The sequence below is a fragment of the Solwaraspora sp. WMMA2101 genome, assembly GCF_049179175.1.
In the GTDB taxonomy this organism is placed as follows: Bacteria; Actinomycetota; Actinomycetes; order Mycobacteriales; family Micromonosporaceae; genus Micromonospora_E.
Window position 1 is genome coordinate 1,661,233 of record NZ_JBMHMA010000006.1, and the last position, 26,768, is coordinate 1,688,000.

General features: G+C 69.9%; 26 protein-coding genes and 2 tRNA genes. 10 read left to right on the forward strand and 18 right to left on the reverse strand.

Annotated elements, in window-relative coordinates; all coding sequences use genetic code 11:
* Window positions 1-18 precede the first annotated feature (18 nt).
* On the reverse strand, window positions 19-996 hold the full coding sequence (locus tag ACN28F_RS08180; RefSeq protein WP_289207447.1) for a trypsin-like serine peptidase: 978 nt from the start codon (window positions 994-996) through the stop codon (window positions 19-21).
* A gap of 305 nt (window positions 997-1,301) precedes the next feature.
* On the opposite strand from ACN28F_RS08180, the gene valS reads away from it, so the two are divergent.
* Window positions 1,302-3,857 (forward strand): valine--tRNA ligase, encoded by a 2,556-nt coding sequence (gene valS, locus ACN28F_RS08185; protein WP_289207446.1) that lies wholly within the window; start codon window positions 1,302-1,304, stop codon window positions 3,855-3,857.
* 174 nt (window positions 3,858-4,031) lie between these two features.
* Here the strand turns inward: valS and ACN28F_RS08190 are convergent, their stop codons facing one another.
* Window positions 4,032-4,739: a DUF899 family protein gene (locus ACN28F_RS08190; protein WP_289207445.1), complete on the reverse strand. Its 708-nt coding sequence runs from the start codon at window positions 4,737-4,739 to the stop codon at window positions 4,032-4,034.
* A gap of 136 nt (window positions 4,740-4,875) precedes the next feature.
* Here ACN28F_RS08190 and ACN28F_RS08195 point away from each other — a divergent pair, with 136 nt between their 5' ends.
* Window positions 4,876-5,778 carry an RNA polymerase subunit sigma-70 gene (locus ACN28F_RS08195; RefSeq protein WP_421357377.1) on the forward strand — a complete coding sequence of 301 codons (903 nt, stop codon included), beginning with the start codon at window positions 4,876-4,878 and terminating at the stop codon, window positions 5,776-5,778.
* Between the two features lie 9 nt (window positions 5,779-5,787).
* Here ACN28F_RS08195 and ACN28F_RS08200 read toward each other — a convergent pair.
* The 8 genes from ACN28F_RS08200 to ACN28F_RS08235 form a co-directional block, all read right to left on the reverse strand.
* Window positions 5,788-6,956, reverse strand: a protein-coding gene (locus tag ACN28F_RS08200; RefSeq protein WP_421357131.1) for an IS3 family transposase whose coding sequence is annotated in 2 segments (ribosomal slippage) — window positions 5,788-6,701 and window positions 6,701-6,956 — 1,170 coding nt in all. Because the reading frame shifts where the segments join, the coding sequence is not laid out codon by codon here.
* 49 nt (window positions 6,957-7,005) lie between these two features.
* Window positions 7,006-8,433, reverse strand: coding sequence for a B12-binding domain-containing radical SAM protein (locus ACN28F_RS08205; protein ID WP_421357378.1), 1,428 nt, complete (start codon window positions 8,431-8,433; stop codon window positions 7,006-7,008).
* 99 nt (window positions 8,434-8,532) lie between these two features.
* Window positions 8,533-8,850 (reverse strand): hypothetical protein, encoded by a 318-nt coding sequence (locus ACN28F_RS08210; protein WP_421357379.1) that lies wholly within the window; start codon window positions 8,848-8,850, stop codon window positions 8,533-8,535.
* Window positions 8,850-9,008 carry a multiple cyclophane-containing RiPP AmcA gene (gene amcA / locus ACN28F_RS08215; RefSeq protein ID WP_421357380.1) on the reverse strand — a complete coding sequence of 53 codons (159 nt, stop codon included), beginning with the start codon at window positions 9,006-9,008 and terminating at the stop codon, window positions 8,850-8,852. Before amcA ends, ACN28F_RS08210 begins: the two co-directional genes overlap by 1 nt.
* A 451-nt stretch (window positions 9,009-9,459) precedes the next feature.
* On the reverse strand, window positions 9,460-10,344 hold the full coding sequence (locus ACN28F_RS08220; RefSeq protein ID WP_421357381.1) for a phosphotransferase: 885 nt from the start codon (window positions 10,342-10,344) through the stop codon (window positions 9,460-9,462).
* Between the two features lie 7 nt (window positions 10,345-10,351).
* Complete coding sequence (locus ACN28F_RS08225) at window positions 10,352-11,713, reverse strand: hypothetical protein (protein WP_421357382.1); 1,362 nt, start codon at window positions 11,711-11,713, stop codon at window positions 10,352-10,354.
* A 172-nt stretch (window positions 11,714-11,885) separates the two neighbouring features.
* Window positions 11,886-12,281 carry an NUDIX domain-containing protein gene (locus tag ACN28F_RS08230; RefSeq protein ID WP_289207452.1) on the reverse strand — a complete coding sequence of 132 codons (396 nt, stop codon included), beginning with the start codon at window positions 12,279-12,281 and terminating at the stop codon, window positions 11,886-11,888.
* Window positions 12,282-12,427: 146 nt separating this feature from the next.
* Window positions 12,428-12,503, reverse strand: a tRNA-Lys gene (locus tag ACN28F_RS08235).
* A gap of 186 nt (window positions 12,504-12,689) precedes the next feature.
* Here ACN28F_RS08235 and ACN28F_RS08240 point away from each other — a divergent pair.
* Together ACN28F_RS08240 and ACN28F_RS08245 are read left to right on the forward strand one after the other, a co-directional pair.
* The gene (locus ACN28F_RS08240) at window positions 12,690-13,985 is read left to right on the forward strand and encodes an Ig-like domain-containing protein (RefSeq protein WP_421357383.1); all 1,296 of its coding nucleotides are present in this window, start codon (window positions 12,690-12,692) and stop codon (window positions 13,983-13,985) included.
* 218 nt (window positions 13,986-14,203) lie between these two features.
* Window positions 14,204-15,529, forward strand: coding sequence for a L,D-transpeptidase (locus tag ACN28F_RS08245; protein WP_289211072.1), 1,326 nt, complete (start codon window positions 14,204-14,206; stop codon window positions 15,527-15,529).
* Window positions 15,530-15,594: 65 nt separating this feature from the next.
* On the opposite strand, the gene ACN28F_RS08250 is transcribed toward ACN28F_RS08245, so the two are convergent.
* Both ACN28F_RS08250 and orn read right to left on the reverse strand, forming a co-directional pair.
* A tRNA-His gene (locus ACN28F_RS08250) sits at window positions 15,595-15,670 on the reverse strand.
* A gap of 123 nt (window positions 15,671-15,793) precedes the next feature.
* Window positions 15,794-16,384, reverse strand: a complete 591-nt coding sequence (orn, locus tag ACN28F_RS08255) for an oligoribonuclease (RefSeq protein WP_289207454.1) — start codon at window positions 16,382-16,384, stop codon at window positions 15,794-15,796.
* A 111-nt stretch (window positions 16,385-16,495) separates the two neighbouring features.
* On the opposite strand from orn, the gene ACN28F_RS08260 reads away from it, so the two are divergent.
* Window positions 16,496-17,797: a glycosyltransferase 87 family protein gene (locus ACN28F_RS08260; protein WP_421357384.1), complete on the forward strand. Its 1,302-nt coding sequence runs from the start codon at window positions 16,496-16,498 to the stop codon at window positions 17,795-17,797.
* Here ACN28F_RS08260 and ACN28F_RS08265 read toward each other — a convergent pair.
* Together ACN28F_RS08265 and ACN28F_RS08270 are read right to left on the reverse strand one after the other, a co-directional pair.
* Entirely contained in the window at window positions 17,739-18,542 is an 804-nt protein-coding gene (locus tag ACN28F_RS08265) for a YcnI family protein (protein WP_421357385.1), read from the reverse strand. The genes ACN28F_RS08260 and ACN28F_RS08265 overlap by 59 nt on opposite strands.
* Window positions 18,543-18,555: 13 nt before the next feature.
* Complete coding sequence (locus tag ACN28F_RS08270) at window positions 18,556-20,217, reverse strand: copper resistance CopC/CopD family protein (RefSeq protein WP_289207456.1); 1,662 nt, start codon at window positions 20,215-20,217, stop codon at window positions 18,556-18,558.
* Window positions 20,218-20,389: 172 nt separating this feature from the next.
* Here ACN28F_RS08270 and ACN28F_RS08275 point away from each other — a divergent pair, with 172 nt between their 5' ends.
* Genes ACN28F_RS08275 through ACN28F_RS08285 form a run of 3 tightly spaced genes read left to right on the forward strand, consistent with a single transcriptional unit; the run spans window position 20,390 to window position 22,765 of the window.
* Window positions 20,390-20,881 carry a MauE/DoxX family redox-associated membrane protein gene (locus ACN28F_RS08275; RefSeq protein WP_421357386.1) on the forward strand — a complete coding sequence of 164 codons (492 nt, stop codon included), beginning with the start codon at window positions 20,390-20,392 and terminating at the stop codon, window positions 20,879-20,881.
* 49 nt (window positions 20,882-20,930) lie between these two features.
* Window positions 20,931-21,641, forward strand: a complete 711-nt coding sequence (locus tag ACN28F_RS08280) for a DsbA family protein (protein WP_421357387.1) — start codon at window positions 20,931-20,933, stop codon at window positions 21,639-21,641.
* A 2-nt stretch (window positions 21,642-21,643) separates the two neighbouring features.
* Window positions 21,644-22,765: a hypothetical protein gene (locus ACN28F_RS08285; protein WP_421357388.1), complete on the forward strand. Its 1,122-nt coding sequence runs from the start codon at window positions 21,644-21,646 to the stop codon at window positions 22,763-22,765.
* On the opposite strand, the gene ACN28F_RS08290 is transcribed toward ACN28F_RS08285, so the two are convergent.
* Genes ACN28F_RS08290 through ACN28F_RS08305 form a run of 4 tightly spaced genes read right to left on the reverse strand, consistent with a single transcriptional unit; the run spans window position 22,673 to window position 25,471 of the window.
* Window positions 22,673-23,560, reverse strand: a complete 888-nt coding sequence (locus ACN28F_RS08290; RefSeq protein ID WP_289207460.1) for an energy-coupling factor ABC transporter ATP-binding protein — start codon at window positions 23,558-23,560, stop codon at window positions 22,673-22,675. The two genes, ACN28F_RS08285 and ACN28F_RS08290, sit on opposite strands and share 93 nt — an antisense overlap.
* A complete protein-coding gene (cbiQ, locus tag ACN28F_RS08295) occupies window positions 23,557-24,324 on the reverse strand; it encodes a cobalt ECF transporter T component CbiQ (RefSeq protein WP_421357389.1) in 768 nt (255 codons plus the stop codon). The genes ACN28F_RS08290 and cbiQ overlap by 4 nt, the downstream gene beginning before the upstream one ends.
* A gap of 14 nt (window positions 24,325-24,338) precedes the next feature.
* Window positions 24,339-24,704: a PDGLE domain-containing protein gene (locus ACN28F_RS08300; RefSeq protein WP_289207462.1), complete on the reverse strand. Its 366-nt coding sequence runs from the start codon at window positions 24,702-24,704 to the stop codon at window positions 24,339-24,341.
* Window positions 24,701-25,471 (reverse strand): energy-coupling factor ABC transporter permease, encoded by a 771-nt coding sequence (locus ACN28F_RS08305; protein WP_289211074.1) that lies wholly within the window; start codon window positions 25,469-25,471, stop codon window positions 24,701-24,703. The genes ACN28F_RS08300 and ACN28F_RS08305 overlap by 4 nt, the downstream gene beginning before the upstream one ends.
* Before the next feature lie 137 nt (window positions 25,472-25,608).
* On the opposite strand from ACN28F_RS08305, the gene bcp reads away from it, so the two are divergent.
* Both bcp and ACN28F_RS08315 read left to right on the forward strand, forming a co-directional pair.
* Window positions 25,609-26,100 (forward strand): thioredoxin-dependent thiol peroxidase, encoded by a 492-nt coding sequence (gene bcp, locus ACN28F_RS08310; protein WP_289207463.1) that lies wholly within the window; start codon window positions 25,609-25,611, stop codon window positions 26,098-26,100.
* Window positions 26,101-26,192: 92 nt separating this feature from the next.
* Entirely contained in the window at window positions 26,193-26,768 is a 576-nt protein-coding gene (locus ACN28F_RS08315) for an HNH endonuclease signature motif containing protein (protein WP_289207464.1), read from the forward strand.

Genomic DNA, 26,768 nt, shown 5'->3' on the forward strand with positions numbered 1-26,768 from the left:
AGGGCCGTCGGCTCCGTCCTACAGGTCACGCCAGTAGACGAAGTTGTTGAACACGGACTCGGTGATCCGCGGTCCGCTGTTGTGGTTGTTGTTCGGCGCGCCGCTGCCGTGGAGGCCGTGCGCGTGCACCGCCACCGCGCAGGGGCCACAGTCGGTCACGGAATATGTGTAGACAGGTCCGCCACTGTTACCGCCGACCGTGTCGTGAAGGTAGAACAACTCGGTGGACTGGGTCGCCCGGATCTGGTCGGAGCTGGCCCACTGGGTGCCGAAGGTCTTGTCCCCGCTGTAGCCCCGGTTGTAGGTCGACGTGCCATTCTGGCTGGCGGAGGTCCACATGAAACCGAAGGTTCCGGTGCTGTTGCCGACCGTGCAGTTGAGTTTCATCGCACCGTAGTCGTAGCCGTTGGTGAAGCTGTTCACCCACCCCCCGACCGAGTGCAGACTGGCCACGGTGCACGAGCCGTACGGCGTGGAACTGCCGTCGCGTCCCGGCCAGACCCTGAACTCGTTACGCGGGTACCACGCGGTGCCGTTACGGGGGTAGACGCAGTGCCCAGCGGTGATCAGCGTGTCGGCACCGATCATCCAGCCGGTGCAGTGCCCCCGGGTGACCCCACCGGAGGTACGGGTGATCTGGACCGTGGAGCTCGCCGGCCACCAGTTCGCCGGGGTCGTCTGGTACCGGCTGTCCGTACCGATGATGCTGCTGATGCCGATCTCGCCCGGCTCGGTCTTGCCTTCGACCTGACCGGCAGGCGCCCGGTCCGTCCCGTCGGCGCCGCGTCGCAGCGCCGGACCGGTGGCCCGGACCATCGTCTCGTCGATCCGCTCGGCGAGGACCGCCGGGTTGATGGTTACGCCCGTGTCGGAGACCGGGGTGACCGGGTCGACAGTGCCGGTGGGTGTGGCCGCAGCGGGTGTCGCCGCGGCGGCCAGCGTCAACGCCGCCGTCGCGACGAGGACGCCGAGCGTCCGGCGCGCCTTGTTCTCCATGGAACCTCCCGATGATGAGGTGGGCGTCCGGTGATCTCCACTCGAACGTATTCCCGTAGGTGAATCTTCATCGCCTTCTGCCCGCTGGCGAGACTTCTGTCCATGAACCAACAGTTATTCGACCATCATCGATAAGATCATCGGGCGGCAGCCATCGACGTTGCCTGGCCGAACCGGAGGCAGTTGAATCCACTGCCCGCCCGCCAGGTCGCCGCGTACGTCACCGAGGTGCTGCCGCTGTCATCGACCGGGAGCACGAAAATCCATTGCCGGGCGTACGGCGGCCGGCCTTAGCATGAGCGACTATGACTGACACCTCTGCGGGCTTCGCCGTGCCGTCGGCACCGTCGTTGAACGGGCTGGAAGACAAGTGGGCGCGTCGCTGGGAGCAGCAGGGCGTATACCGGTTCGACCGGTCCGCCGACCGGGCCGGGGTGTACTCCATCGACACTCCGCCGCCCACGGTGAGCGGGTCGCTGCACGTCGGTCACGTCTTCTCGTACACCCACACCGACGTCATCGCCCGCTATCAGCGGATGCGCGGCAAGGCGGTGTTCTACCCGATGGGCTGGGACGACAACGGCCTGCCCACCGAGCGTCGGGTGCAGAACTTCTTCGGGGTGCGCTGCGACCCCTCCCTGCCATACGACCCGGACTTCACCCCACCGGAGCGGCCAGGGAAGTCGGAGATCAGTGTGTCCCGGCGCAACTTCATCGAGTTGTGCGAACGGCTGACCGTCGCCGACGAGCAGGTGTTCGAGCAACTGTGGCGGCGGCTCGGGCTGTCGGTCGACTGGCAGCTGACCTATCAGACCATCGACGCCGACGCCCGGCGGGTGTCGCAGCGGGCATTCCTGCGCAACGTGGCGCGCGGTGAGGCGTACCTGTCCGAGGCGCCGACGCTGTGGGACGTCACGTACCGGACCGCCGTCGCGCAGGCGGAACTGGAGGACCGGGAGCGGCCCGGCGCGCAGCACCGGGTGGCATTCCACCGGCCGGACGGCAGCCCGGTCCACATCATGACCACCCGACCGGAGCTGCTGCCGGCATGCGTGGCACTGGTGGCGCATCCGGACGACGAGCGGTACCGCGACCTGGTCGGCACCACCGTCCGTACCCCCTTGTTCGGGGTCGAGGTCCCGGTCACCGCGCACCGGCTCGCGGCGCCCGACAAGGGCACCGGCATCGCCATGATCTGCACGTTCGGCGACCTGACCGACGTGCTGTGGTGGCGCGAGCTGCAGCTGGCCACCCGGCCGGTCGTCGGCCGCGACGGCCGCGTCCTGGCCGACCCGCCGCCCGGCCTGGACGACCCGCAGGGACGTGCGACCTACGCCGAGCTGGTCGGGGCCACCATGCACACCGCCCGGGAACGGGTGGTGGAGCTGCTGCGCGCCTGCGGGGACCTGGTCGGCGAGCCGGAGAAGATCACCCATCCGGTCAAGTTCTACGAGCGCGGCGACAAGCCGCTGGAGATCGTCACAACCCGGCAGTGGTACCTGCGCAACGGGGGCCGCGACACCGACCTGCGGGAGGCGCTGTTGGCCCGGGGCCGGGAGCTGGCCTGGCAGCCGGAGTACATGCGGGCCCGCTACGACAGCTGGGTCGGCGGCCTGACCGGGGACTGGCTGGTCAGCCGGCAGCGGTTCTTCGGCGTGCCGATCCCGGTGTGGTACCCACTCGACGAGCAGGGCGAGCCGCTCCACGACCAGCCGATCCTGCCCGACGAGGCGACGCTGCCGGTGGACCCGAGCGTGGACGCCCCGCCGGGCTACCAGGCCGGGCAGCGGGGAACCCCGGGCGGCTTCGTCGGTGACCCAGACGTGATGGACACCTGGGCGACGTCCTCGCTGACCCCGCAGATCGCCGGCAAGTGGGGCACCGACGACGACCTGTTCCAGCGGGTGTTCCCGATGGATCTGCGCCCCCAGGCGCACGAGATCATCCGGACCTGGCTGTTCTCCAGCGTCGTCCGGTCGCATCTGGAGCATGACAGCCTGCCGTGGTCGCACGCCGCGATCTCCGGTTGGGTCCTGGATCCGGACCGCAAGAAGATGTCGAAATCCAAGGGCAACGTCGTCACTCCGCTGGCGCTGCTGGAGGAGTACGGATCCGACGCGGCCCGCTACTGGGCGGTCAACGGCCGGCCCGGCACCGACACCGCGTTCGACACCGGGCAGATGAAGGTCGGCCGCCGGCTCGCGATGAAGATCCTCAACGCCAGCCGGTTCGTGCTCGGCCTGGGTGCTCCGGTCGAGTCGGCCACGGTGACCGAGGCGTTGGACCGGGCGATGCTGGCGGACCTGGCCACCGTGGTCGACGACGCAACCGCCGCGCTGGAAAGCTACGACTACGCCCGCGCCCTGGAGCGGATCGAGCAGTTCTTCTGGCGGTTCTGCGACGACTACCTGGAGCTGGCCAAGAGCCGGGGGTACGGCGAACGCGGCTCCGCGCCGGCCGAGTCCGCCCGCGCCGCGCTGACCATCGCCCTGGCGACGCTGCTGCGGCTGTTCGCGCCGTTCCTGCCCTTCGTCGCCGAGGAGGTGTGGTCCTGGTGGCGCACCGGCACGGTGCACCGGGCCGCCTGGCCGACGGGTGACGAGCTGCGCACGGCGGTCGACGGCGCCGACGCCACCGCGCTGACCGTCGCCAGCCAGGTCATCGCCGCGATCCGCAAAGCCAAGTCGGAAGCGAAGCTGTCCATGCGGGCGGACGTCTCGAAGGTCCTGGTCCGTGCCGAGCCGGCGATGCTGGTCGCACTCGGCGGTGTCGCGGAAGATCTGCGGGCCGCCGGCCGGGTCGCGTCGCTCGACACGGAGAAAGGTGACCAGCCGGGCCTGAGCACCCTGGTGACGTTGTAGCAGCGTGTCCGCGTGCTGCACAACCGGTGCGGCGTCGAGGGTTACCGCGACCGTGACAGCCACCGTCGCACCCGCAAGCATTCGGGCTCTGCCGGAAGCGCCCGCCCGGGGCACGACGCAGCAGCAGCTGACACCGCAGCCGACCCGAGCATGATCACCTCGATCATCAGGACGTCATCGTGGTGCGACGCCGGGGCGTGACCATTGCGCGGTGGGGCGGCCGTCGAGACGCCACGGGTGCCCGGTGACCCGCGGCCAGCCTTCAGGCGAGTTTTCCCAGTTCTCCTGCCGGCCGTACACTGTGAGGTCCAGGGCGTGGTAGGTGGTCATCAACGCCTCCACACCCCGCCCGGTGGTCCAGTAGGTCTCGTAGACCTGGTCGCCGTCGCGCAGGTAGCACGCGATGAACCCGAAATTGCGACCGTCGGCCAGAGCCGCGTCAGAGTCTTTCGCCGAATACCAGGGGAACCTATAGCCCATGAACTCCGCGAACGGGGCACTTTCGTCGTAGGGCCCCTCGCAGAACACGGCGTAGGTGACGTCCCGAGCGTGCAGGTAGTCCAGCATCTGCATGTGACAGGTCGAGAAGGTACACCCCTCACACTGATGCTCGTACGGCTTGCCGTCGTGCCACATGTGGAAGTAGGCGATGAGCATCCGGCGACCCTCGAACACCTCCACCAGCGAGGTGTCCCCGCCAGGGCCCCGCACCGTCACCGCCGGCATCAAGGTCATCGGCAGCTGACGACGAGCAGCTGCGATCGCGTCTCCTTCGCGGGTATGGGCCTTCTCCCGGACCAGCAGTTCTTCGCGCTCGCGCAGCCAGGTCTCCCGGTCGACGACCGGAGGCGCGGCGGCGCTGGACGCGGGGGTTGCCGTCATGGCTGTCTCCTTCGTGGAGTGGGGATCGGTCACAGGTACAGACGACAGAGTCGGCGATCGTCATCGGTAACCGATGATGGATGGGTCCGCAGTCGTCAGTACGGTCGTGAGGACCACTCAGCTCCGGGGGAACCACATGTCCGACTCGTCTGACGAGCAGGCGATCTGGCTGCAGCGCGCCTTCGGCGAGCACCGGCGTGAGCTACACGTCCACTGCTACCGCCTCGCCGGGAACGTCACCGACGCGGAGGACCTTGTGCAGGAGACCTTCCTCCGTGCCTGGCGGGCTCGCGACCGCTTTGAGGGTCGGGCGTCAGCGCGCACCTGGCTCTACCGGATCGCCACGAACGTCTTCCTCGACAGCCGCAAGGCGGCCGGTCACCGGACAGTTCCGTACGGTGATCCGCTGGAATGGTCCACCGAGCTCGGCCCCTATCCCGACGCACTGCTCGCCGACGATCCGCAGACCGGACTCGCCGCCCGGGAGACCGTCGAGCTGGCCGTGATCGCAGCGCTCATGTACCTGCCGCCGCGGCAGCGGGCGGCCTTCGTGCTGCGCGACGTCCTAAGCTGGACGCCGCAGGAAATCGCCGCCGCGCTCGACACCGCCGTAGCGGCCGTAAACAGCCTCATCCAGCGGGCCCGCCACACCCTCCGGCGGCACGCTCCGTCGGACCCGGAGGACTGGCGCCGCCCACGGCTCACCAGTGAGGACGAGGAGGTCCTGCGCCGCTACGCCAACGCCAAGGACCCGGAGACGATCCGGGCACTGTTTGCCGAGGACGTACGGATCACGATGCCCCCCGAGCCGCCGGTCGTCGGGATCGACGCGGCTGCGGAGTTCCTCGGCCGACCGCTCGACTGGCGTACGTTCCCCACCTCCGCCAACGGGCGCCCGGCACTGATCAACTATCTCCGCCGGCCCGGTAGCCCGCGCTACGAGGCGTTGGTCGTCGACGTACTCCGGATCGAGAACGGGAAGATCGTAGAGAGCAACGCCTTCTGGGCTGTGTCAAGGATCTTGGACAGGTCTTCGTAGGTTTGCTGGTCAGGCGGCTATCAGGGCCTGGTAGCCGGTGAGGGCTTCGGCCGGGGTGCGGTAGTCAAGGCTGGAGTGCAGCCGTTGTCTGTTGTAGAACACCTCGATGTACTCGGCGACGGCGAACCGGGCGCGGGCACGGGTGTCGAAGCGTTCCCGGTGGTACATCTCGTTCTTCATGGTGGCGAAGAACGATTCGGCGGCGGCGTTGTCCCAGCAGACACCGGTACGTCCCACGCTCACCCGCACCTGGTTGTCGGCGCAGTGGCGGGCGAACCTGGCCGAGGTGTACTGCGCGCCCCGGTCGGAATGGAACACCGCATCCGGGCGGACGTGGCCGTGTCGGATGGCCATGGCCAGGGCGTCGACCACCAGGCTCGTGCGCATGTGCTCGGCGGTCTGCCAGCCCACGACCATCCGGGTGGCCAGGTCGATGACGGTGGCCAGGTACAGCCAGCCCTCACCCGTCCTCAGGTAGGTGATGTCGCCGACCAGGCGGGTGCCCGGGGTGTCGGCGGTGAAGTCCCTGTCGATCAGATCCTTCGCGGTGACCGGGTCCCGGCCGGGCACCGTGGTCCGCTTGTACGCCCTGGGTTGACAGGCCCGCAGGCCGAGCTCGCGCATCAGGTCGGCGACGAGCCCGACGCTGCACGCGACACCCTTGCGGTTGAGCGCGGCGGTCACCCGCCGGCAGCCGTAGGTGCCCCGGGAGGCGTCGAAGACCCGCCGCACGTGGTCGGCGAGGGTCCGACGTCGGGCGGCGGTGACCGTCTCGGCGCGTTCCCGCCAGGCGTAGTAGGTGGAGCGGGGCACGCCCAGCAGGCGGCACATCCAGGCGATCGGGTAGGTGGCCTTCTCCGCGTCGATCACCGCGCACCGCAGGGCTACGGGTGCGTCCGGGCGAAGAAGGCCGCGGCTTTTTTCAGGAACTCGTTCTCCATCCGCAGGCGGCGGATCTCGTCTTCCATCTCCTTCACACGGGTGTCCTCGGTCCGGTCGGTGTGCGGCGGTACGGGCGTGGCGTGTTCACGGCGCCAGGTGTTGACCCAGTTGCCCAGGGTGGCTTCGTGGACCTCCAGATCACGGGCCACCGCGGCGATCGGTCTACCGGTCTCGACGACCATCTGCACAGCCTCGGCCTTGAACTGCGGACTGTATCGACGACGTTGCTCGGACATGGATCCATCCTCTCAACTCGGAGGACATGTCCAAGATCCTTGGTACACCTCAGTAGGTGAATCGCGGCGGCACGCCCAACGCGGTAAGGGTGCGGATGGCCAGGGCGTTCTGCTCGCCGGTGGTCTCCTTGTTGAAGCGGTCCAGTATCGAGGTCACCCCCGATTCCACGCCGAACAGGCAGCGCCGCAGCTTCCGCTCGACCAGGCCCCGCCAGAGGTGACCGCGGTCAAGATTCCAGGCTCGGTCGCGGTCGGGGCGGACGACCTGGTCCACCCGGCAACTCGTCTCCCAGGTGAAGCCCGTCTGGGCGAGTATGTCCGCGACCTGCAGGGCGCGGTTGACAGCGTCATCGCCGCGTCCGATGAACTCCTCGTCGACCAGGTAGATCGTCCTGTTCAGATCCGGGTATCGGTCAAACACCGCCCCCATCTGACGCAGGAGCCAGGGCAACGCGTCGGGACGCGCCCCCGCCCATTGCCCCTTGTGCCCGCGGGGACAGAACGAACAGTAGTTGGTACAGCCCCTCGACGACTCGAGTTGGGCGACCCCACGGTGCGCGAAGGTGCGGTCAAGCAGATCCAGTTCCGGCCACATGTCGGTCTGCGACCGGTTCGCCACTGTCGCGGTCCGGCGCGAAAAATTGATCGGCAGCACGGTACGCGACCGCTCGGTGCCCCGGAAACCAATGCCGCGTATCTGCCCGACGTCCAGGTCGCCATGCCAGTGGGCCAACACGTCGGCGATCGTGGGCTCTCCCGCTCCCCTACAGATGAGCAGGTTCGGATAGCGGTCCAGCAAGATCTGCTCGTTGCGGACGGTTAGCGAGCCGCCGGCGATCACCAGAGGCGGCCGGTCGAGGACCGTGACTGCGTCCAGCAGCCGGACGGCGAGGTCATGCTGGCCGAAGGTCACCGACACGCCCAGCACCTCCACCCCGTCGCGGACCCGATCGACGATGTCGTCCAGTCCGAAACCGAGCTGCATATCCATCAACTCGACCTGTCCAAGCAGGGTCGACCGAGCAGCTCGGGCCAAATCGGAGATTGCCAGCGGAAACCGGGGAAGCGGGAAGTGCTCCGGGTGGTACAGCGACGCCAACAGCAGCCGGGGCCGCAGCAGCCGTCGCTGGCCCGCTGGAGTGAGTTGCGCGGTGGACAGCCAACTGTCCGGGTCGGTCACCGTCAAGTGGCCGGCGGTCCACGCCGGCCATGCCCGGCTGCCGTGCGGCTGCCCGGAAAGGTCGGCGGCTGTCCATTGTCCTGACGGTTGTTGGATGAGGACCAGCCTGCGGTCCAGGGTCCCGGTCACCACCGCAGTTCGCTCCTCGCCCATTGTCATGCTCAAGGCGGCGCGTAGGGCGTTCGGGTCCTCCAACGGTACCGCCGCCAACGGCTCGCGACGGGGCGGGATACATCTGGTGGCGTGAGCGCAGGCGTACAACAGCCGGTCGTGTACGGACGGGAGCAGGTCGCGCATGGAACACCTCCGTGACGAACAGGGGTTGGGCATGGGCATGCGTCGCCAGCCCTGTGACAGCGGCGGGAAAGGAGCGGTGAATGGTGTGGAAGGGCGCGCTCAGGGCGGCGTGGTGGATCTGGCCCCGCCGTGGTGTCGGACGGGCCAGCCGAGGAACCGGTCGAACAGGTCCGTGGCGTCGCCGGTAGCGCTCGGGTTGAGCCGGTGCAGGTCGTCGATGGCCTCATAGAGCCGGCCGGCCATATGGAGGAAGAGACCGATAGCGTTGTCGCGGTGCCCGGCGATCAGTGCCAGCCGCGCTTGTCCGCAGGGCCACGGCTGCCCGCAACGGCGGCACAGCCAGAGCGGACGCAGCGGCAGATGCTCCGTCGGTACTGCCCGGCCCAGTTCCGCCGGTCTTGCTCCGTTGCCGATCATCAGCGGTCGCGCTTCCGCGCCTGCTGCTCGAACACGATTCGCCAAGCGTGCGTCAGCAGCGGCAGATCGGCCACCGGCCGTTCCACCGGTTGATCGCGATCCGTGAGGTCCCGGGACAGTTCACCGGTCGCGGCATACCGCGAGATATACACGGTCATGGCCGACCCCGGACCGGCGCTGGCCCCGGTGCGTGGTGGGCTTGCCGGCGCGCCGGCAAGCCCACCACGGTCGGCCAGCGGCAGGGAGCGGACCGCCGGTCACCAGCCCTCGCAGCCTCGGTGGCAGTACGCGAACGGGGAGTCACCCGTGCGGCCGACGGGGTGCCGGGCGTGAGCACTTGCCGGTGCGTCGGGTCGCCTTCCGACCTGCCGCCCAATGGCACGTCCATCTGCATCTCCCTGGCGTGTGAGTGCCGCTGGCCCGTCGGCGTGCCATGGAGTCAAGGTGAACCTGGACCGGCCCGCCGACGTGTTCTGCGTTAACGATCGCTGGAATGTCAGGGCGGAAATAGACGCACGGTGGTGGGCCACGGTGCACCTCACCGTGTCTGAACTGGGCTGACGCCTAGGGGACGGGCGGCACACGTCCCCTAGACCTGGAAGGCTCGCTTCAGAGGATCCGCCACTGGCGCAGATCCGCCCCGTCGTCAACGAGGCCGGCAATCCGGCGATGCACTTCGTCGGCGGCCTCGGTTCCGGGGCGGGACTTTCGGGCGTTGGTAGCGATCATTTGCAGCTCGCGTAGCTGGCACAGCTCCTCGAACTGGGACCAGGAGGTGACATCCCAGCCGTAGGCGGCGGTGAAATCGGCGAAGGCTCCCTGGCCGGGCGGGTCGAATCGGCGGCAGTGAACAGCGACCGTAGCGATGTCCCACTCCCTGGGTCCGACGGCGGCGCCGTCCCAGTCAGCCAGTACGGGCGTGCCGTCGAAGCGCCGCAGCGCGTTACGGATCTGCGGATCAGACTGGATCAGGCTCGTACCCAGGGGAAACCGCATTGCTTCCCAGCTGACCGCCAGCGTCTCGAGCCGGCCCATCAGCAGATCCTGTTCCTTGCCGTTCAGGACCTCAGAACGGGCGACGGACCATTCGATGCTGCGGATCGGTCGCAGTACCGGCAGCGGCATCGGCGGAGCCGGCAGGGCGTGCAGAACTCGGAGAAGCGTTCCGAGCTCGGAGACGGTGATGGGGTTGTCGTGCGCCGCGTCCAGACGCTGCCAGACCGTGACGGCGTGCCCACCCACCCGCAAGGGCTGGGACAGTCCTGGGTGGAGGCCCACCGTGGGGAAACCGTGGTCCACCAGCCAGTCGACCGCAGCCACCATCACACGCACCCGTTCCAGGTCATGGTCGCCGGGGGCGATCTTGATAACCACGTCACCGACTGCGTAGACGGCGTTGGTGTGGTGCCGCAGCAGAGTCGCGTTCGAGTCGGGGTAGCCGAGGAGACGACATACCTCGGCGAGCACCGGCCGGGTGCGCGCCTCGACGAACATGGGGCTCCTAAGGACCGAGTGGGGCTGTGGTCCCAAGCCTACGGGCGCTTTCGCGGCACACCCGCACATAGTCCGTCAAGACGGCGACCTCACCACGATGGCTCTCGTCAGGGATCGCCGTTGCCACGTCGGTCGCCCTGGTCAAGATGATCTCCGTCCGCTGCGCCTCGGGCAGGTCCGCGACGGCATCACGCGCGGTCACCGCCGCCTCGGTCGCCCGCCGGTCCCGCGCAAGGCACATCGACCGGTCCAGGGCGATGAGCGCCGCATCGATCGGTACGGTCGGAGCGGCACCGTAGAGCCGCAGCGCCTCCTCCTGGACCCGATACGCCTCACCCGTGTCACCGAGCCAGGTGTACGCGCCGGAGAGGTAGAACAACAGCCGCTTCGCCGGAAACCTGAAGGCGACGTCGGTGTCCTCGTCGCCAGCCTGATCGAACAGCCGACGCGCCTGGCCGATGGCCGACCGTGCCTGCTCGGCGGCGCCGATCCGGGCCAGGGCACGCGCCCGACCTGCGGCTGCCAGGGCACCCGGCGGCGATGCGATCGATGTGACCGCCAAAGCCGCGTCAGCCAACGCCACAGTTTGGGTGGGATCGCCGAAGTAGTACGGCAGCATCGCCGCTTGGGCCCGCACGAGCACCCTGAAACGAGGCTCCCCGCTGTCGTCCGCCGCGTTGATTGCCGTGCCGTACCACCGCCGAGCCTCAGCCACATCTCCGAGCCGCATCAACGCATCAGCGCACATCGTCGCCAGCAACGCCGCCACCCCGGACAGCCGGGACTGGACCGCCGCCGGCTGCCGCCGCTGCGACAGCATCTGAACCTCGCGGCAGTCGGCAGCCAGAGACGACAGCATGACCTGGGGCGAAGCCGAGGGATAGACCCTCATGTGCTCGCTGGCGGACTCTTCGATCAACTCTAGTTGTGGAGGAGCGACGCTCGACGCCGCCAGAGCCTCGTCCAATCCCAGACGAAGTCTCACCAGATCGCTGACCTCCACGCTGGTACCCACACCGGCCAGCGACCGGTCCGCTCCACCCTCCACGGCGACACGGCCAAGGTCAACAGGCACAACCGCGTCCTCGTCGCGGCCGAGCCCCATCACCGGACGCGGAATGTTCAGACCGTCGGCTATCCGTTCCAACACCTCGTAGGCCGTGACCTGCCGGACGCCCTTGGCTATCTCAGCAGCGCGGTTGGACGAGACACCGACAAGAGCTGCGAGCCTGCCGTACGACACGCCCCGCGCGTGGAGGAAGCGGAAGACAGCAGTGATATCGCGCCGCCGCAGAGACTCGCTGATCGGTCGGCCGTTCCAAAATCCCGAGTTCCACCACTCAGGGTCCACCTGCACGGCCACGAGCACCCCCGATCAAACGACGGCCACTCGCCAGCACAGCGCATCCGCGCCGTCACATCAAGTCAAGGCGGCCAAGTCGACGGCATCCACCCCCAGTGTCGGCACATGCAGCAACTCCCGGAACACCCACGATGGGCCCTCACGATGTCGCCACCTGGGATCAAGCAATCAGCCTGCCCTACATCGAGCGCAGGGCCTCCTTGTTGGAAGAGATGAACTCGGTCAGCCCTTCCGGCTTTAGATCTACCGCAGGCAGCTCGTCGATCCTCATCCGGTCCAACTGGTAGCCACCACGCGACGGCTCAGCGAACTCCTGCCCCGTGCGGGCGTCCTCGTTGAGCCGAAGTAGCCGGCAAGCGAAGAAGTGCTGGACGGAAACGCCCTCACCAGCGGGAGCGGTGAACAGGAACACCTGAGCGAACCGATCGACCTCGGCACCGAGTTCTTCCTGCAACTCCCGACGAAGCGCAGCCTCCAGGGAGACATCCGTCGGCTCCACGCCACCGCCCGGCGTCGTCCAGTACGGCGCCTGGCCTGGCTTGATCCGCTTGATCAGCACGAGGCGGTCAGCCATTTGATCTTCGAGCCTGACTGCTGGCATCACACCGTGTCCGCAACGGTCCAGCGGCTCCCGAGCGCCCGGCGAGCACCCAGCCGGCCGTACGGCGTACGGCAAAAGGCCCCGACCGGGCGGAAACCGCCGGTCGGGGCCTTGTTGTCTGGTACGCCGCGTAGGACTTGAACCTACAACCCGCGGATTAAGAGTCCGCTGCTCTGCCAGTTGAGCTAGCGGCGCTCGCTGACAACGTCGGCAACCGTAGCACGGCGGCCCGCCCGTCTTCCAACCGGTTGCCGGGTACGAGCCGACTGTCCGGCCGACCTGCCCACGTGCACGGATCTGGCACCCTTCCGGATCAGGCACGAAGGGCGTAGCGGGTGATGCACGATGTCGGCAGGGACGGAACAAGGAACGGGGACTGGGATGGACAGGGTCAGGAGGCGTTGGTCGGTCGCGGTGACACTGGCAGTCATCGCACCGGCCGCACTGGCAGGGTGCGGAGCGGACAAGGAGGCACCACGGTTCGTCAGCGGTCAGGTGGCGTCGGCGAGTCCGACTCCGCCGCCGGAGCCGTTCGAGTTCGCCATCTCGCCGGAGGCTGACGCGAAGGACCTGCCGATCAGCACGGAGATCGGCACCTCGGTCAGCGGCGGGGAGGTGACCTCGGTGACGCTCGTCGAGGACGGCGGCGGCGAGGTCAGCGGCAGCATGCGCGACGACGGCACCTCCTGGGTGCCGGACAAGCCGCTGAAGAACAACAAGAAGTACACCGCGACGGTGGTCGCGACGAGCGCCACCGGGGACGAGGAGAAGAAGACCACCACGTTCAGCACGATGGGCAAGTCGGGATCGCAGACCGGCACCGGGCTCTACCTGTTCGACGGGCGTACGTACGGGGTGGCGATGCCCGTGGTGGTGGAGTTCTTCCCGGGCGTTCCGGAGAAGGAGCGGGCCAACGTGCAGAAGCGGATGTTCGTCTCGACGGACCCGCCGCAGCCGGGCACCTGGTACTGGGTGGCCAACGGCAGTCAGGCGTTCTACCGGGCACCGGACTACTGGCAGCCCGGCACCAGCCTGACCGCGCGGATCGCGCTCGCCGGGCATCCGACGGGTGACGGCCGGTACGGCGACCAGGACCGTGGTGCCACCGCCACGATCGGCGACAAGGTGACGATGGAGGTGGACAACGCCACCAAGCAGCTGTCGATGTTCAAGGACGACAAGCTGGTCAAGCAGATGCCGGTGAGTCTCGGCAAGCCGAGTACGCCGTCGTCGAGTGGCACGATGGTGGTGATGGACAAGCAGGCGCAGACCGTCTTCGACACCTTCGCGGAGCTGGGCCCGGAGGAGGGCTACCGGACGGACATCTCGTTCGCGCAGCGGATCACCTGGGGTGGCGAGTTCATTCACGCGGCGCCGTGGTCGGTCGGTGACCAGGGGGTACGTAACGTGTCGCACGGCTGCGTCAACCTGTCGATGGCGAACGCGGAGTGGCTGTTCAGTCAGACCAAGGTCGGCGATCCGATCACGGTCAAGGGGACCGAGCGCAAGCTGGCCGACGGCAACGGGTGGACGGCGTGGAACCTGACCTGGGAGGAGTTCGTCAAGGGCAGTGCGCTGCCGGTGCCGGCTGATCTCGCGCCGAAGCAGCGGTCCGGCTCGCCAGCGCCCTCAGGTGGGGGCACGCCGACCCCGGCACCCTCGGTGACGTCCGGATGACATCGGGGCGAGGTGTCGCAGTGAGGTATGACATCTGAACAAACGCAAACAACGGACTAATCTGACGTGACCGATCGAAAATGCCCCGAACAATCGGGAATTTCGGTCGGTCGTGTCAGTGTTTGAACCGTTCAGGCACGAACCCGGGAGTTGCCCTGCCGCGTCATTGATGGACGATGGGAGCCGGGGACCGAACTTTCCGTGAGGAGATCATGCGAGTGCGAGTCAGCCGCAATCAGGCACCGTCGGGCACCGGACGGGCGCGCCCACCCGTACCGCAGGCGCTCGTGGCCCTCGTGGCGACCGCCGCGCTCGCCCTGACCGGTGCCTGCACTGGCGGCGGCGACGCGCCCACCTGGCAGGGTGGCAGCGGCGTCGAGGCCGAGCCCAGTCCGAAGGCACAGGCGACGATCACCGGGCCGGCCGCAGACGCCACCGACGTGCCGGCCTCGACCGGGGTCACGTTCACGGCGACCGGGGCGGTCGAGACGACGGTCGAGTTGACCGACGCCGCCGGCAACGCGGTGGAGGGCGAGGTCACCGCCGACGGCGGCCAGTTCCTGCCGACCAGTCAACTTGCCTGGGACACCGCGTACACCGCGACGGTGACGGTGACCGGGGACGACGACAAGACGACCACCGTCAGCCACAGCTTCCGCACGATGGCCGAGCCGGCCAACCAGGTCCGGGTCTCCAGTTTCCTCGGCGACGGCAACGTGGTCGGGGTCGCGATGCCGCTGATCCTGCGGTTCAGCCGGGACATCCCGCAGGAGCAGCGCGACGACGTGCAGCGCCGGCTGAGCGTACGGACCGAGCCCGCCCAGGAGGGCGTCTGGTACTGGGTCAGCCCCACCGAGGTCCAGTTCCGGCCCAAGGAGTACTGGCAGGCCGGCACGAAGCTGTTCTACAAGGCGCAGACCGGCGGACTGCCGATGGGCGACGGCTGGTACGGCCGCAACGACCTGACGATCGACGCCGAAGTCGGCTCCGCGCTGGTCATGACCGTGGACAACGCGACAAAGAAGATGACGGTCACCAAGGACGGGCAGACGATCAAGGAGATCCCGGTCAGCCTCGGCAAGCCGAAGACCCCGTCGTCGAGCGGCACCATGATCGTGATGGAGAAGCTCAAGGAGACCGTCTTCGACACATACGAGGAGCTGGGCCCGGAGGAGGGCTACCGGACCGACATCGAGTACGCCCAGCGGCTCACCTGGGGCGGCGAGTTCATCCACGCCGCACCGTGGTCCGTGGCCGACCAGGGGGTACGCAACGTGTCGCACGGCTGCATCAACATGTCGATCGCCAACGCCGAGTGGCTGTTCAACCAGACCAAGGTGGGTGACCCGGTGACCGTCAAGGGCACCGAGGTGCAGCTCGCCAACGGCAACGGCTGGACCGTCTGGAACCTCAGCTGGGACGAGCTGGTGGCCGGCAGCGCCCTGCCGTACGAACCGCCGACGGCAGACCCATCCTCGACCGACACCGACACCGACACCGGAACCGACACCGACGGGGGCAGCGCGGCCGGGGACGGGCAGTGACGACCGCGAACGGATGACGGACAGCGAAAGGGCCGGTCAGGATCATCCTGACCGGCCCTTTGTGTTGGGGTGACTGAAGGGACTTGAACCCTCGACACCCGGGACCACAACCCGGTGCTCTACCTGCTGAGCTACAGCCACCATGAACCTCACCCGACAGACTGCCGCGTGCGGTGCCGCCCAATGATAGCCCTACCCGGGCGGTTCCCGTCGAGCGGGTTCACCCGGCAGGTCAGCGACGGGCCGGGCCGGGCACCAGGCGGGTCACAGGCCGGCGGCGATCGCCTTGGCCGCGTCGACGTCTGGGCCGGGCAGCGGTACGAAGATCGCCCGTCGGTAGTACTCCAGCTCCCGAATGCTCTCCTGGATGTCGGCCAGCGCCCGGTGCGACAGCCCCTTGGCCGGCTGGCCGAAATAGACCCGGGGGTACCAGCGCCGGCACAGCTCCTTGATCGACGACACGTCGATCATGCGGTAGTGCAGGTGGGCGTCGAGCCGCGGCATGTCCCGGGCCAGGAAGCCCCGGTCGGTGGCGATCGAGTTCCCGCACAGCGGGGCGGTCTTCGGCTCCCGGACGAAACTGGTGACGTACTCCAGGATCCGGTCCTCGGCCTCGGCCAGGGTGACCGCCGAACGGCGTACCTCCTCGGTCAGCCCGGACCTGGCGTGCATCTCGCGGACCACGTCCGGCATCCCGGCGAGCGCCTCCTCGTCGGCGTGAATGACCAGGTCGACGCCGTCGCCGAGCACGTTGAGGTCCGAATCGGTGACCAGCGCGGCCACCTCGATCAACGCGTCCTTGCCGAGGTCCAGCCCGGTCATCTCACAGTCGATCCAGACAAGAAGATCCGCCACGCCGACAGCCTACGCGCCGACGTCCAGCCTGCGCCCAGCCCACGACCGGCCCACGACCGGCCCACGACCGGTCACCGTCGCCGGACCGACGCGACCGCTAGGCTCGCGGTCGTGCCCGCCGACACCGTTCCGGACCGCCCTGCCCCCCACCCGGCCGGCGGCCGACCGCACACCGCCCGTCGGATCGGCGTCATCGTCGGCCTGGCCGCCGCCGTGGTCACGGCCCTGCTCTGGTACGGCAACCGGCACGACTTCTACGACCTGAAGATCTACCTGAACGCGATGCGCTGGTGGGCCGAGGGCAACCCGCTCTACGACTACGTCCAACCCGACGTCGTGCAGGGTGAGCTCTACTTCACCTATCCGCCGTTCACCGCACTGCTGCTGCGCCCGTTCGCGGCGCTGAGCGACGTGGACACCGCGACCGTGTTCACCGTCGGCTCCCTGCTGGCGGTGGTGGTCACCACGGTCTGGCTGGTCACCCCGATCGCCCGCCGCCGGGGTCTGCCGCGCTGGTGGCTGGCCGGTCTGGCGGTGCCGCTGGTGGTGCTGATCGAGCCGACCCGGGAGACGATCTTCCTCGGTCAGATCAACATGCTGCTGGTGGTGCTGATCCTGGCCGACCTGCTGTTCGCCGTACCGCAGCGGTCCCGCTGGGCCGGCGTCGGCATCGGGCTGGCGACGGCGATCAAGCTGTTCCCGGGCATCTTCATCGTCTACCTGCTGGTCACCCGGCGGTGGCGGGCGGCGCTGGTGTCCTGCGTCGCGGCGGCCGGCGCGACGCTGCTCGCGGCGGCGGTCCTGCCGGCCGAGTCGTGGCGGTTCTGGACCCGGGAGCTGTGGAGCACCGACCGGGTCGGCCGCAGCGACTACACCGGCAACCAGTCGCTGCAGGGGCTGCTGGGCCGCCTCGTCGCGCCGGACGAGCCGAACCGGCTGGTCTGGCTGGCGCTGGTCGCTGTCGTTGCCGGCTACGGGCTGTGGCGGGCCGCCCGGGCGGTACGGGCCGGCGACGAACTGGCCGGGCTGACCCTGACCGGGCTGGTCGCCGCGCTGATCGCGCCGATCACCTGGCCACACCACGTCTACTGGTTCGTCCCGGCGCTGATCCTGCTGGTCGACGCGGCGGTACGGCAGCCGCACCAACCTGACGCGACGCGACAGCCTGCCGCGCCGGCGGTCCGCAGCGGGGTCCAGGCCACCGGCGCGGCGCTGGTCGCGGCGGTCACGTTCGCGGTGCTGGTCTTCGGGGTGGTGTCGCTGATCGACTGGGGGCACGACAAGGTGCCGACCGACGACCCGGCGACGTTCCTGCTGCGCAACCTGTACGTGCTGACCGCCGCGCTGCTGCTGGTCAGTCTGCCGATCCGCCACCACTCGACGACGCCTCCGACGCCGGAGCCGAAGCTGTAACGGGCGCGGGTCGCCGGGTCCGGTCGAACGCCAGGCCACCGAGTGCCAACCCGCCGAGGCCGGCGAGCAGTCCGGCGAGGCCGAGCCCGAGCGCCACTGGGGAGTCACCGGTGTCGGTGCCGGGCTGTGCCTCGGCGGCCGGCGCCTCGTCGACGGTCTCCGCACCACCACCGGCCGCGGGGGCCTGCGCGCCCTCCGGCACCAGGGTCAGCACGCTCGCCGGGGTGGCCGGTTCGTCCTGGCCGGGAACCGGCACCTCGATCCACCGCACCACGGTGCCGTCGGAGTAGGTCTGCAGCGACTTGAACACCAGTTGCTCGGCGTCGGGCAGCGGGCCGAGGGAGACCGGGAACTCCAGGAACTCGCCCGGTTGGACCCCGGCCTGCGGGTCGTCGGCGGTCCAGACGATCCGGGCCACCGCCTCGGTGACCTGGGCGCCGTGCACCTCCAACGGCGGGTCGACCGGCTGGTTCTGCACCTGGGCCGTCCAGCCGGGCACCCGGGCCAGGGTGACCGACGCGATCGGCGCGTCCTCCGGCATCACCACCTCCACCTGGGTGGTGCTGTGCTCGTCGCTCTCGTTCGGCACCCGGAACGCCAGCCGGGCGTAGTCGCCGACGACCGCCTCCGACGGGTTGACGGTGATGTGCGCGGCTGCGGGAGCGGCCAGTCCGATGACGCCGGCGACGACGGTCGCGCCGGTGAGCGCCACGGCGCGGGCCAGCGTGCGTCGGTGACGGAGCATGAAGGAACCCTTTCTAGCTGATCGCCACCGTGGTGGACACGGTGGCCTGGTCGATGTCGGAGATCCGGACGGTGATCCGCAGCTCCCAGTCTCCCGCAGTCGGCAGACTGATCTCACCGGTGGCGTGGTTGTCGGTCAACGGCAGCAGCGGAATCTCGATCGGTTCCACCCCGCTGGCCGGCAACGCCGCCGTCGCCTGCCACTCGATGACCGGCTGTGGGCGGTTGTCCGGGGTGTAGGCGTACAGGTGGACCGAGTTGTTGCCGCGTCGGGCCGGATCCACCTCGATCTGCAGCGAGTAGATGTCGCTGGTCAGGGTGGTGGAGAAGTAGGTGCTGGTGGCCCGCAGATCGTCGGCGACAGCGGTCCGCGCCGGGGTGGTCTGCACCAGCACCGCGGTCACCGCCAGCACCACTGCGGTCACCGCCAACTCGGCGACGATCGCCTGGCGCATCCGACCGGGCTGCCCGGCGGCGGTCCGGTTGCGCACCAGCTGCCGCGAGTACGCCGCCACCGCCAGCACCACGAGGAACAGCCCGATCTTGGCCAGCAGCAGTCGACCGTACGTGGTGCCGACCAGCGCGCCGAACGTCCCGACCTCGATCAACGCCTGGACGGTGCCGGCCAGCAGCAGGCCGCACACGGCCAACGCGGCCCACCGCGACCAGATCGGCAGGATCGCGCCGAGCTCCCGCTCGTCGGCCTGACGCAGCAGGAACACCGCGAGCATCAGCAGCCCGCCGAGCCAGACGGCCATCCCGGCCAGGTGCACGGCGTCGACCACCACCGACACGGCGGGCACCGGGGAGGCCGCGGGGTGCCCGGCCAGCGGCCAGGTGAACGCGCCGATCACCGCCAGCACGCCGAGCAGGATCCGGTCGCTGCTGCCGTCCGTACCGGCCAGCAGGGGGCGGATCAGGACGGCGGCGGCGGCCAGCACACCGAGGCGGACCAGCATGGCCGCGCCGATACTGCTGCCCAGAACGTCGCGCAGGGCCGCGCCGTCGGCATCGGCCAGCCCACCGCCGGTGACGTACGGGGCCTGCAGCCAGATGGCCGCCAGGGTGGCCGCCGCGACCAGCCCGAGCCCGGCCCAGACCAGCCGCCCCGGGCCGGCCCGCGACAGCCGCCGGGGCCAGAGCATGGTGAGCACCAGCACCGGGCCGACGATCAGCAGCAGGCCGACGTACCCGGCGAACTTGGCGACCTGGATCAGCCGGCTGACCAGCGGGTCGGTCTCGGCGCCGCCGGAGTCGGTCGGCACCGCCGACGGCGCGCCGACCGAATAGGTGAAGCCGCCGGTGACCGGGTGGCCGTCGGCGGAGATGACCCGGTAGCTGACCAGGTACGTGCCCCGGGAGGTCTGCTGGTCGACCGTGACGCTGACCACTGCCCCGTTGAACACCGGCTCGCCCTGGTCGACCCGCTGCCCGTCCGGTGCGATCACCCGGACCCGGTCGGGCACCTGCCGCACCGACTCGGAGAAGGTGAGCACCACCTCGGCCGGGGCGTTCGGCAGCACCGCGTCGGCCACCGGGCTGGTGCTGACCAGTACGGCGTGGGCGCTGGCCGGGGTGGCGGGCAGCAGGACGACCGGCAACGCCGCCAGCACCAGTGCGGCGATGGCGGCGAGCCGGGAGGTCCACCTGTGGGAAGCGGCAGTCATGGGGAACATGCTCGCCGGTCCACCCCGGTCCGCGCGACCCGGCTCCGCCTCATTCGTTGTTGGTCGGTACGACGGGCGGAAAAGTTCCCGCCGGACCGGGTGTGACGAAGGACATCCGAGTTCCCGGTTTGTTGTCACATCCGCCGGGAACCCGGCGCCGGGTGGGAGGCGACCAATAGACATGACAGCTGGTACGGGCGGACGCTGGCCGGTGGTGGTGCCCTGGCTCGGCACCGCCGCCCGCCTGGGGCTGGCCGCCGTGTGGCTGTACGCCGGCGGGTCCAAGGTCACCGACCTGGCCGGTTCCGGCCGGGCGGTCAACGCGTACCAGATCTTCCCGTACGACCTGGCGATGGTGATCGGCGCGGCGCTGCCGCTCGTCGAACTGGCTCTCGGGGTGCTGCTGCTGATCGGGCTGGCCACCCGGCTCTGCGCGGTGCTGTCGGCCGGATTGCTGGTGGTCTTCGTCGCCGGAATCGCCTCGGCCTGGGCTCGGGGGCTGCGCATCGACTGCGGATGCTTCGGCGTCGGCGGTGAGCTGACCGCCGGGCAGGACCCCAGCTACGGCCCGGAGATCCTGCGCGACCTGGCGTTTCTCGCGCTGGCCGGGTTCCTGATCTGGTTCCCCCGGACGAGGTGGTCAGCCGACATGGCCATGTTCGACCGCAGATAGCGATGAACACCTTGATTGTCACTGATCCTCAGATCGGCGGGTGACGGCGATGAGCCGGCGAGTGGAGCAGAAGAAGGCCGCCCGGGTGGTCCGCGAACAGATCGCCCGGGAACGACGGCGCCAACGCGCCCTGTGGACGTCGGTCGCGGCCGCCGTGGCGGTGGTCCTCGCCGGGATGATCGGCTGGGCCGTCTACCAGACCCAGCGCAGCGGCGAGTACACCGCACCACCCGGCGTCGTCGCCAACGACTCCGGCATCCCGATCGGCGACGGCCCGGTCACCGTCGACCTCTACGCCGACTTCCTCTGCCCCGCCTGCCGGCAGTTCGAACAGCAGGTCGGGCCGACCCTGGACCAGCTCGTCGAAGATGGCAGGATCACCCTCGTGTTCCACCCTGTCGCGATCCTCGACCGGCTCAGCGACGACGCGTACTCGACGCGGGCGTCCGCCGCGTCCGGCTGCGCGGCCGCCGGCGGCAAGTTCAGCGAGTACGCCGCCGCGCTGTACGAGCAGCAGCCGGCCGAAGGTGGCCCCGGCCTGAGCACCGACCAGCTGATCGCCATCGGCGGAGACGTCGGCCTGGACACCGGCAGCTTCGGCCAGTGCGTCCGCGACGACACCTACCGGGGCTGGCCCGCCCACGTCACCGAGCAGGCCGGCCGGGCCGGCGTCAGCGGCACCCCGACCGTGCAGGTCGACGGCGAGACCGTCGGATCCAGCGCAGACGCCATCACCGCCGCAGTGGACGCGGCCGGCTGACCGTGCGGCGACCCGGGCGACTGGCCGTACTGGCCGCCGCGGCGAGCGCGGTGCTCGTCGGCACCGCCGCACCGGCCGCCGCGCACGGCGCGGACGCCCCCGCCGCCACCGACTACCGGATCGCGGTGACCGGCACCGTCCCGGCCCTCGACGCCGTCACGGTACGGGTCGTCGAGGCCGGCGCCCGCCTCGAACTGACCAACCGTGGCGACCGGCCGGTCGAGGTGCTCGGCTACGACGGGGAGCCGTACCTGGAGATCCGCCCGGACGGGGTCTACCAGAACCGCCGCTCCCCCACCGCGTACCGCAACGAGACCCTCGCCGGCGACACCCCGGTGCCGGCCGACGCCGACCCGACCGCGGCACCGGACTGGCGCCGGATCAGCACCGAGCCGGTCGTCCGCTGGCACGACCAGCGGACCTACTGGTTGGCCGACGGACCACCGGAGGCGGTGCGCGCCGCACCCGACCAGCCGCACCGGGTACGGGACTGGGTCGTGCCGCTGCGCGTCGGCGTCACCCCGGTCGAACTTCGCGGCACCCTCGACTGGGTGCCGCCACCGGACCCGTGGCGCTGGTGGGGCGGCACGCTGCTCGGCGCCGTACTCATGATGTCGGGTCTGCTGGCCGCGGCCCGGCGCGGACCGCGCACCGCGCACCGGCTGTCGGCCGTCGGGCTCGCCGTCGGCGGCGCGATCGCCGCCGGCTACGTCGTCACCCGCGCGGTGACCGCCGGCGCCGGCAGCGGGTTCGGCGGCGTCCTCGACGCGCTGCTCGCCGGGCCGGTCTGGGCGCTGGTCACCGGCGTGGCCGCGCTGGTCGCCGCCGGGTACGCGGTGCGCCGCCGCCCCGGGGTCGAACTGGCCCTGGCGCTGGGCGGCGCCTGCCTGGCGATCTTCGCCGGGGCGGCGAACGCCGCCGTCTTCGCCCGGGCGATCGCGCCGGTGCCCGGCCCCGGCTGGTGGCCCCGGGTCGCCGTCGCCGTCGTCGTCGCCGTCGGCGCGGCGGTCGCGCTCGGCGCGGTGCTGCGACTACGCGCCGAGCCCTCCATCGTCGGACCCGACAGTGCCTCGGGCGGCGGCGAGCTGATCGGCGGCGAGCAGCGGGTCGAAGCCGACCGGTAGCTCCAACCGGTGCCGGGCCAGCAACCGCTGGTCCGCCAGCAACTGCGCGGTCGGCCCGTCCGCCACCACCCGACCGGCGTCCAGAATGACCGACCGCTCGCACAGCTGGATCGCGTACGGCAGATCGTGGGTGACCATCAGGATCGTCACCGACAGCCCGTGCAGGATCTCGGCCAGCTCCCGGCGGGCCGCCGGATCCAGGTTCGACGATGGCTCGTCGAGCACCAGGATCTCCGGGCGCATCGCCAGCACCGTCGCCACCGCCACCCGCCGACGCTGGCCGAAGGACAGGTGCTGCGGCGTACGGTCCCGGTGCTCGGACATCCCGACGGCGGCCAACGCCTCGTCGACCCGCGCCGCGAGCTGCGCCCCGCGCAGCCCCAGGTTCGCCGGCCCGAACGCCACGTCCTCGGCGACCGTCGGCAGGAACAACTGGTCGTCCGGGTCCTGGAAGACGATCCCGACCCGGCGGCGTACCTCGGCCAGGGTGGCCCGCCGGTCGTCCACCGTCAGCCCGGCCACCTCGACCTGCCCGGACCCGCCCCGCAGTACGCCGTTGAGGTGCAGCACCAGGGTGGTCTTGCCGGCCCCGTTCGGCCCCAGCAACGCCACCCGGGCACCGGCGGGCACCGTCAGGTCCACGCCGTGCAACGCCGGGTGCCCGTCCGGGTAGCTGAAGTGCAGATCCCGTACCCGCAGCGACGGTGGGCCGGGCTGCTCGTCGCCGGCAGGCGGGCCGGACTGCTCGCCGCCGGCAGGCCGGCTGTCCGGGTCGCCGCCGGCGATCGTGGTCATCGCAGTACCGCCACGGCGGCGATCGTAGCCGCCGTGGCCGGCACCGACGCCGCCACCGCCCACTGCCGGACCGTCGCACCACCGGTGGCGTGCCAGGCGGCCGGCATCCGACCGGTGTAACCCCGGGAGATCATCGCCAGGTAGACCCGCTCGCCGCGTTCGAACGCCCGCAGGAACAGCGCCCCGACGCCGGCAGCGAAACCACGGACCTGCCAGAGGAAGCGGGGATCGTCGCCCCGGGAGATCCGGGCGATACGCATCCGCCGGGCCTCGTCGACCAGCACGTCGACGTAGCGCAGCATGAACGTGGCGATCTGCGTGATGATCGCCGGGCAGCGCAGCCGGTCCAGGCCGACCAGCAGGTCACGGCCGGTGGTGGTGGCCGCCAGCAGCAACGAGGCGAGCACCCCGAGGGTCGCCTTGGCCAGGATGTTCCAGCCGCCGTAGAGGCCCTCGACCGACAGGCTGAGCCCGCCGACGACGACCTGCTCGCCGCCGGCCAGCCACGGCAGCGCCACCGCGAAGGCCACGAACGGGACCTCGATCAGTGATCGGCGGGCCAGCCAGCCGGCCGGCACCCGGGCCAGGGCGGCCACCACCGCCACCAGTACGGCGTACCCGCCGAAGGCCCACAGCTGCTCGCGCGGGGTGGCCACCACCACCAGGGTGAAGGCCACCATCGCCGCGATCTTGGTCTCCGGGGCGAGCCGGTGCACCGGAGAATCCCGCTCCAGGTGCAGCACCTGTGAGTGCCCTGCGCCCACGGTGGACCCGGCCCCTACCGCTCGCCGGTCGAGGCGTCGGCGGGCTCCTGCGGCCGGCGGCTGCGGGTCAGCCAGAACAGGCCGCCGGCGACCGCGAAGGTGAGCAGCACCCCGACGACGCCGGCGGCCGCCGTGCCGAGGAAGGCGTTGTCCACGGCGGCCAGGCCGTAGTCGGCGAACGGGCTGTCGGACAGCTCATGCTCGCGGGCACCGGACGCCATGCAGGCCCCGCCGACGATCTCCTCGCCGTCGACCTCGCAGCCCTGGGTCGAGGCCGAGTCCAGCCCGTCGGGCGAGCCGGAGGCGAAGTTGCTCACCACCCCGGCGAGCAGCAGCGAGACGAGCAGCCCGGCCAGGATGAACCCGGTGTTGCGTTTCATGCGGCACCTCCGGCGGATGCGGGCTGGCTGGTCGTCGGCGTGGCCGCAGCGGCCGGGGTGGTGGGAGCAGCCGGCGGGCGCGGCGCGGTCGGGCGGCGCAGGCCGCGCAGGGCGTACACCAGGTCCGGGCGGGTCCGGGCGACGGTCAGTACGGTGACCGCGGCGATCAGCCCTTCGCCGATCCCGATGAGGGCGTGGGTGCCGGTCATCAGCGCCAGCACCTGGCCGAGGCCGAACTCCTGCAGGGCGGTGGTGCCGCCGAGGGCGTACTGCAGCACGAAGCTCAACGCGGCGGCGACCACACTGACCACCGACGCGACGAAGGCGGTCACCGCCAGGCCGGTCGGGGTGCGCGGCAGCACCCGCAGCAGGACGAAGATCAGCCCGTACGCGGCGGCGGTGCCGACCAGGGCCATGTTCGTGACGTTCGGGCCGATCGCGGTGACCCCACCGTCGGCGAACAGCAACGCCTGCACGATCAGCACGATCGACACGCAGAGCGCACCGACCCAGGGTCCGACCAGCAGCGCGGCGAGCGCGCCACCGAGCAGGTGGCCGCTGACCCCGGGCAGGACCGGGAAGTTGAGCATCTGGACGGCGAAGATGAATGCGGCGACCAGGCCGGCCATCGGGGCGAGCCGGTCGTCGAGGTCGCGGCGACCCCGGACCACGCAGTACGCGAAGGCGACCGCGGCGAGGACGGCGTAACTGATCGCTACGGGGCCGTTGAGCACCCCGTTCTGAATGTGGAGCGCGAGGGGATCCAGGTCCACTGAGTGCCTCCCGGCAGGGGAACGGTGATCGCCAGCTGAGCGTATTGCGACGTGGGCGCTCTTGCATAGAGATGGCAAGTGGCAGATGGTGGCGACGGCTCGCCGGCCGGGGCGGCGGGTAGGCTCCGGCCATGACCACCGCAGCCCACGAGGGCCCCGCCCGCCTCGCACCGGGCGATCCGGCCCCGGAATTCACCCTGCCGACCGACACCGGTGACCAGTTGTCCCTCAAAGAGCTACGCGGCCGCAACGTGGTGCTGTACGCGTACCCGTCGGCGATGACTCCGGGCTGCACCAAGCAGGCATGTGATTTCCGCGACTCATTGGCCTCGCTGCAGGCCGCCGGCTACGAGGTGGTCGGCATCTCCCCCGACAAACCGGAGAAACTGGCCAAGTTCCGGGAGCGCGACGGGCTGACCTTCCCGCTGGTGTCCGACCCGGACAAGGCCGTGCTCACCGCGTACGGCGCCTACGGCGAGAAGCAGCTGTACGGAAAGACCGTCACCGGGGTGATCCGGTCGACCTTCGTGATCGACGGTGACGGGCGCATCACCAAGGCGCTCTACAACGTCAAGGCGACCGGTCACGTGGCCAAGCTCCGCCGCGACCTCGGCCTCGACTGAGGCGTCACCGAATCCCGGCCTCCGGGGATGGAACCTCCAGCCCTCGGTCCTCGATCGAAGACAATGTCACACCCCACCGATAGCGTTCGGTCATGGGGAGGGAAAAATACACGCGTGAGCGACTTGCCGCTGCCGCCGCACAGTGCCGCAACGTCACCGATTTGCTGCGCCATCTGGGGATCCGGGTCAGCGGGGGCTCACACGCGCATATCAGTCGCCGCCTGAAGTTCTATGGCATCAATACGTCACACTTCACCGGCAGCGCCCACAATCGAGGTCAACGTGGCTATTACCGATTGACCCCACCGATGCTGTTGACCAGGCTCCCGAAAGGATCTCGACGGACACCGGGGTTTCGACTGAAGCGGGCACTGCTGTCGCTCGGCGTCCCGGAGCAGTGCGCGATCTGCGGGACCGGCCCCATCTGGCAGAACACCCCGTTGACGTTGCACGTGGACCACATCGACGGCGACTTCCTGAACAACGGCGCGGCCAACCTGCGGCTGCTCTGCCCCAACTGCCACAGCCAGACGGAGACCTACGCCGGATCGCGTCGCAACACGACGACACACGAGCCGCAGGACGCGCCCGCTGCGACCAAGCCGGAGGATCGAACGGTCGCTGGACCGCCCGAGATTCGACTACCGTATCCTCGGAGCGTAACCTAG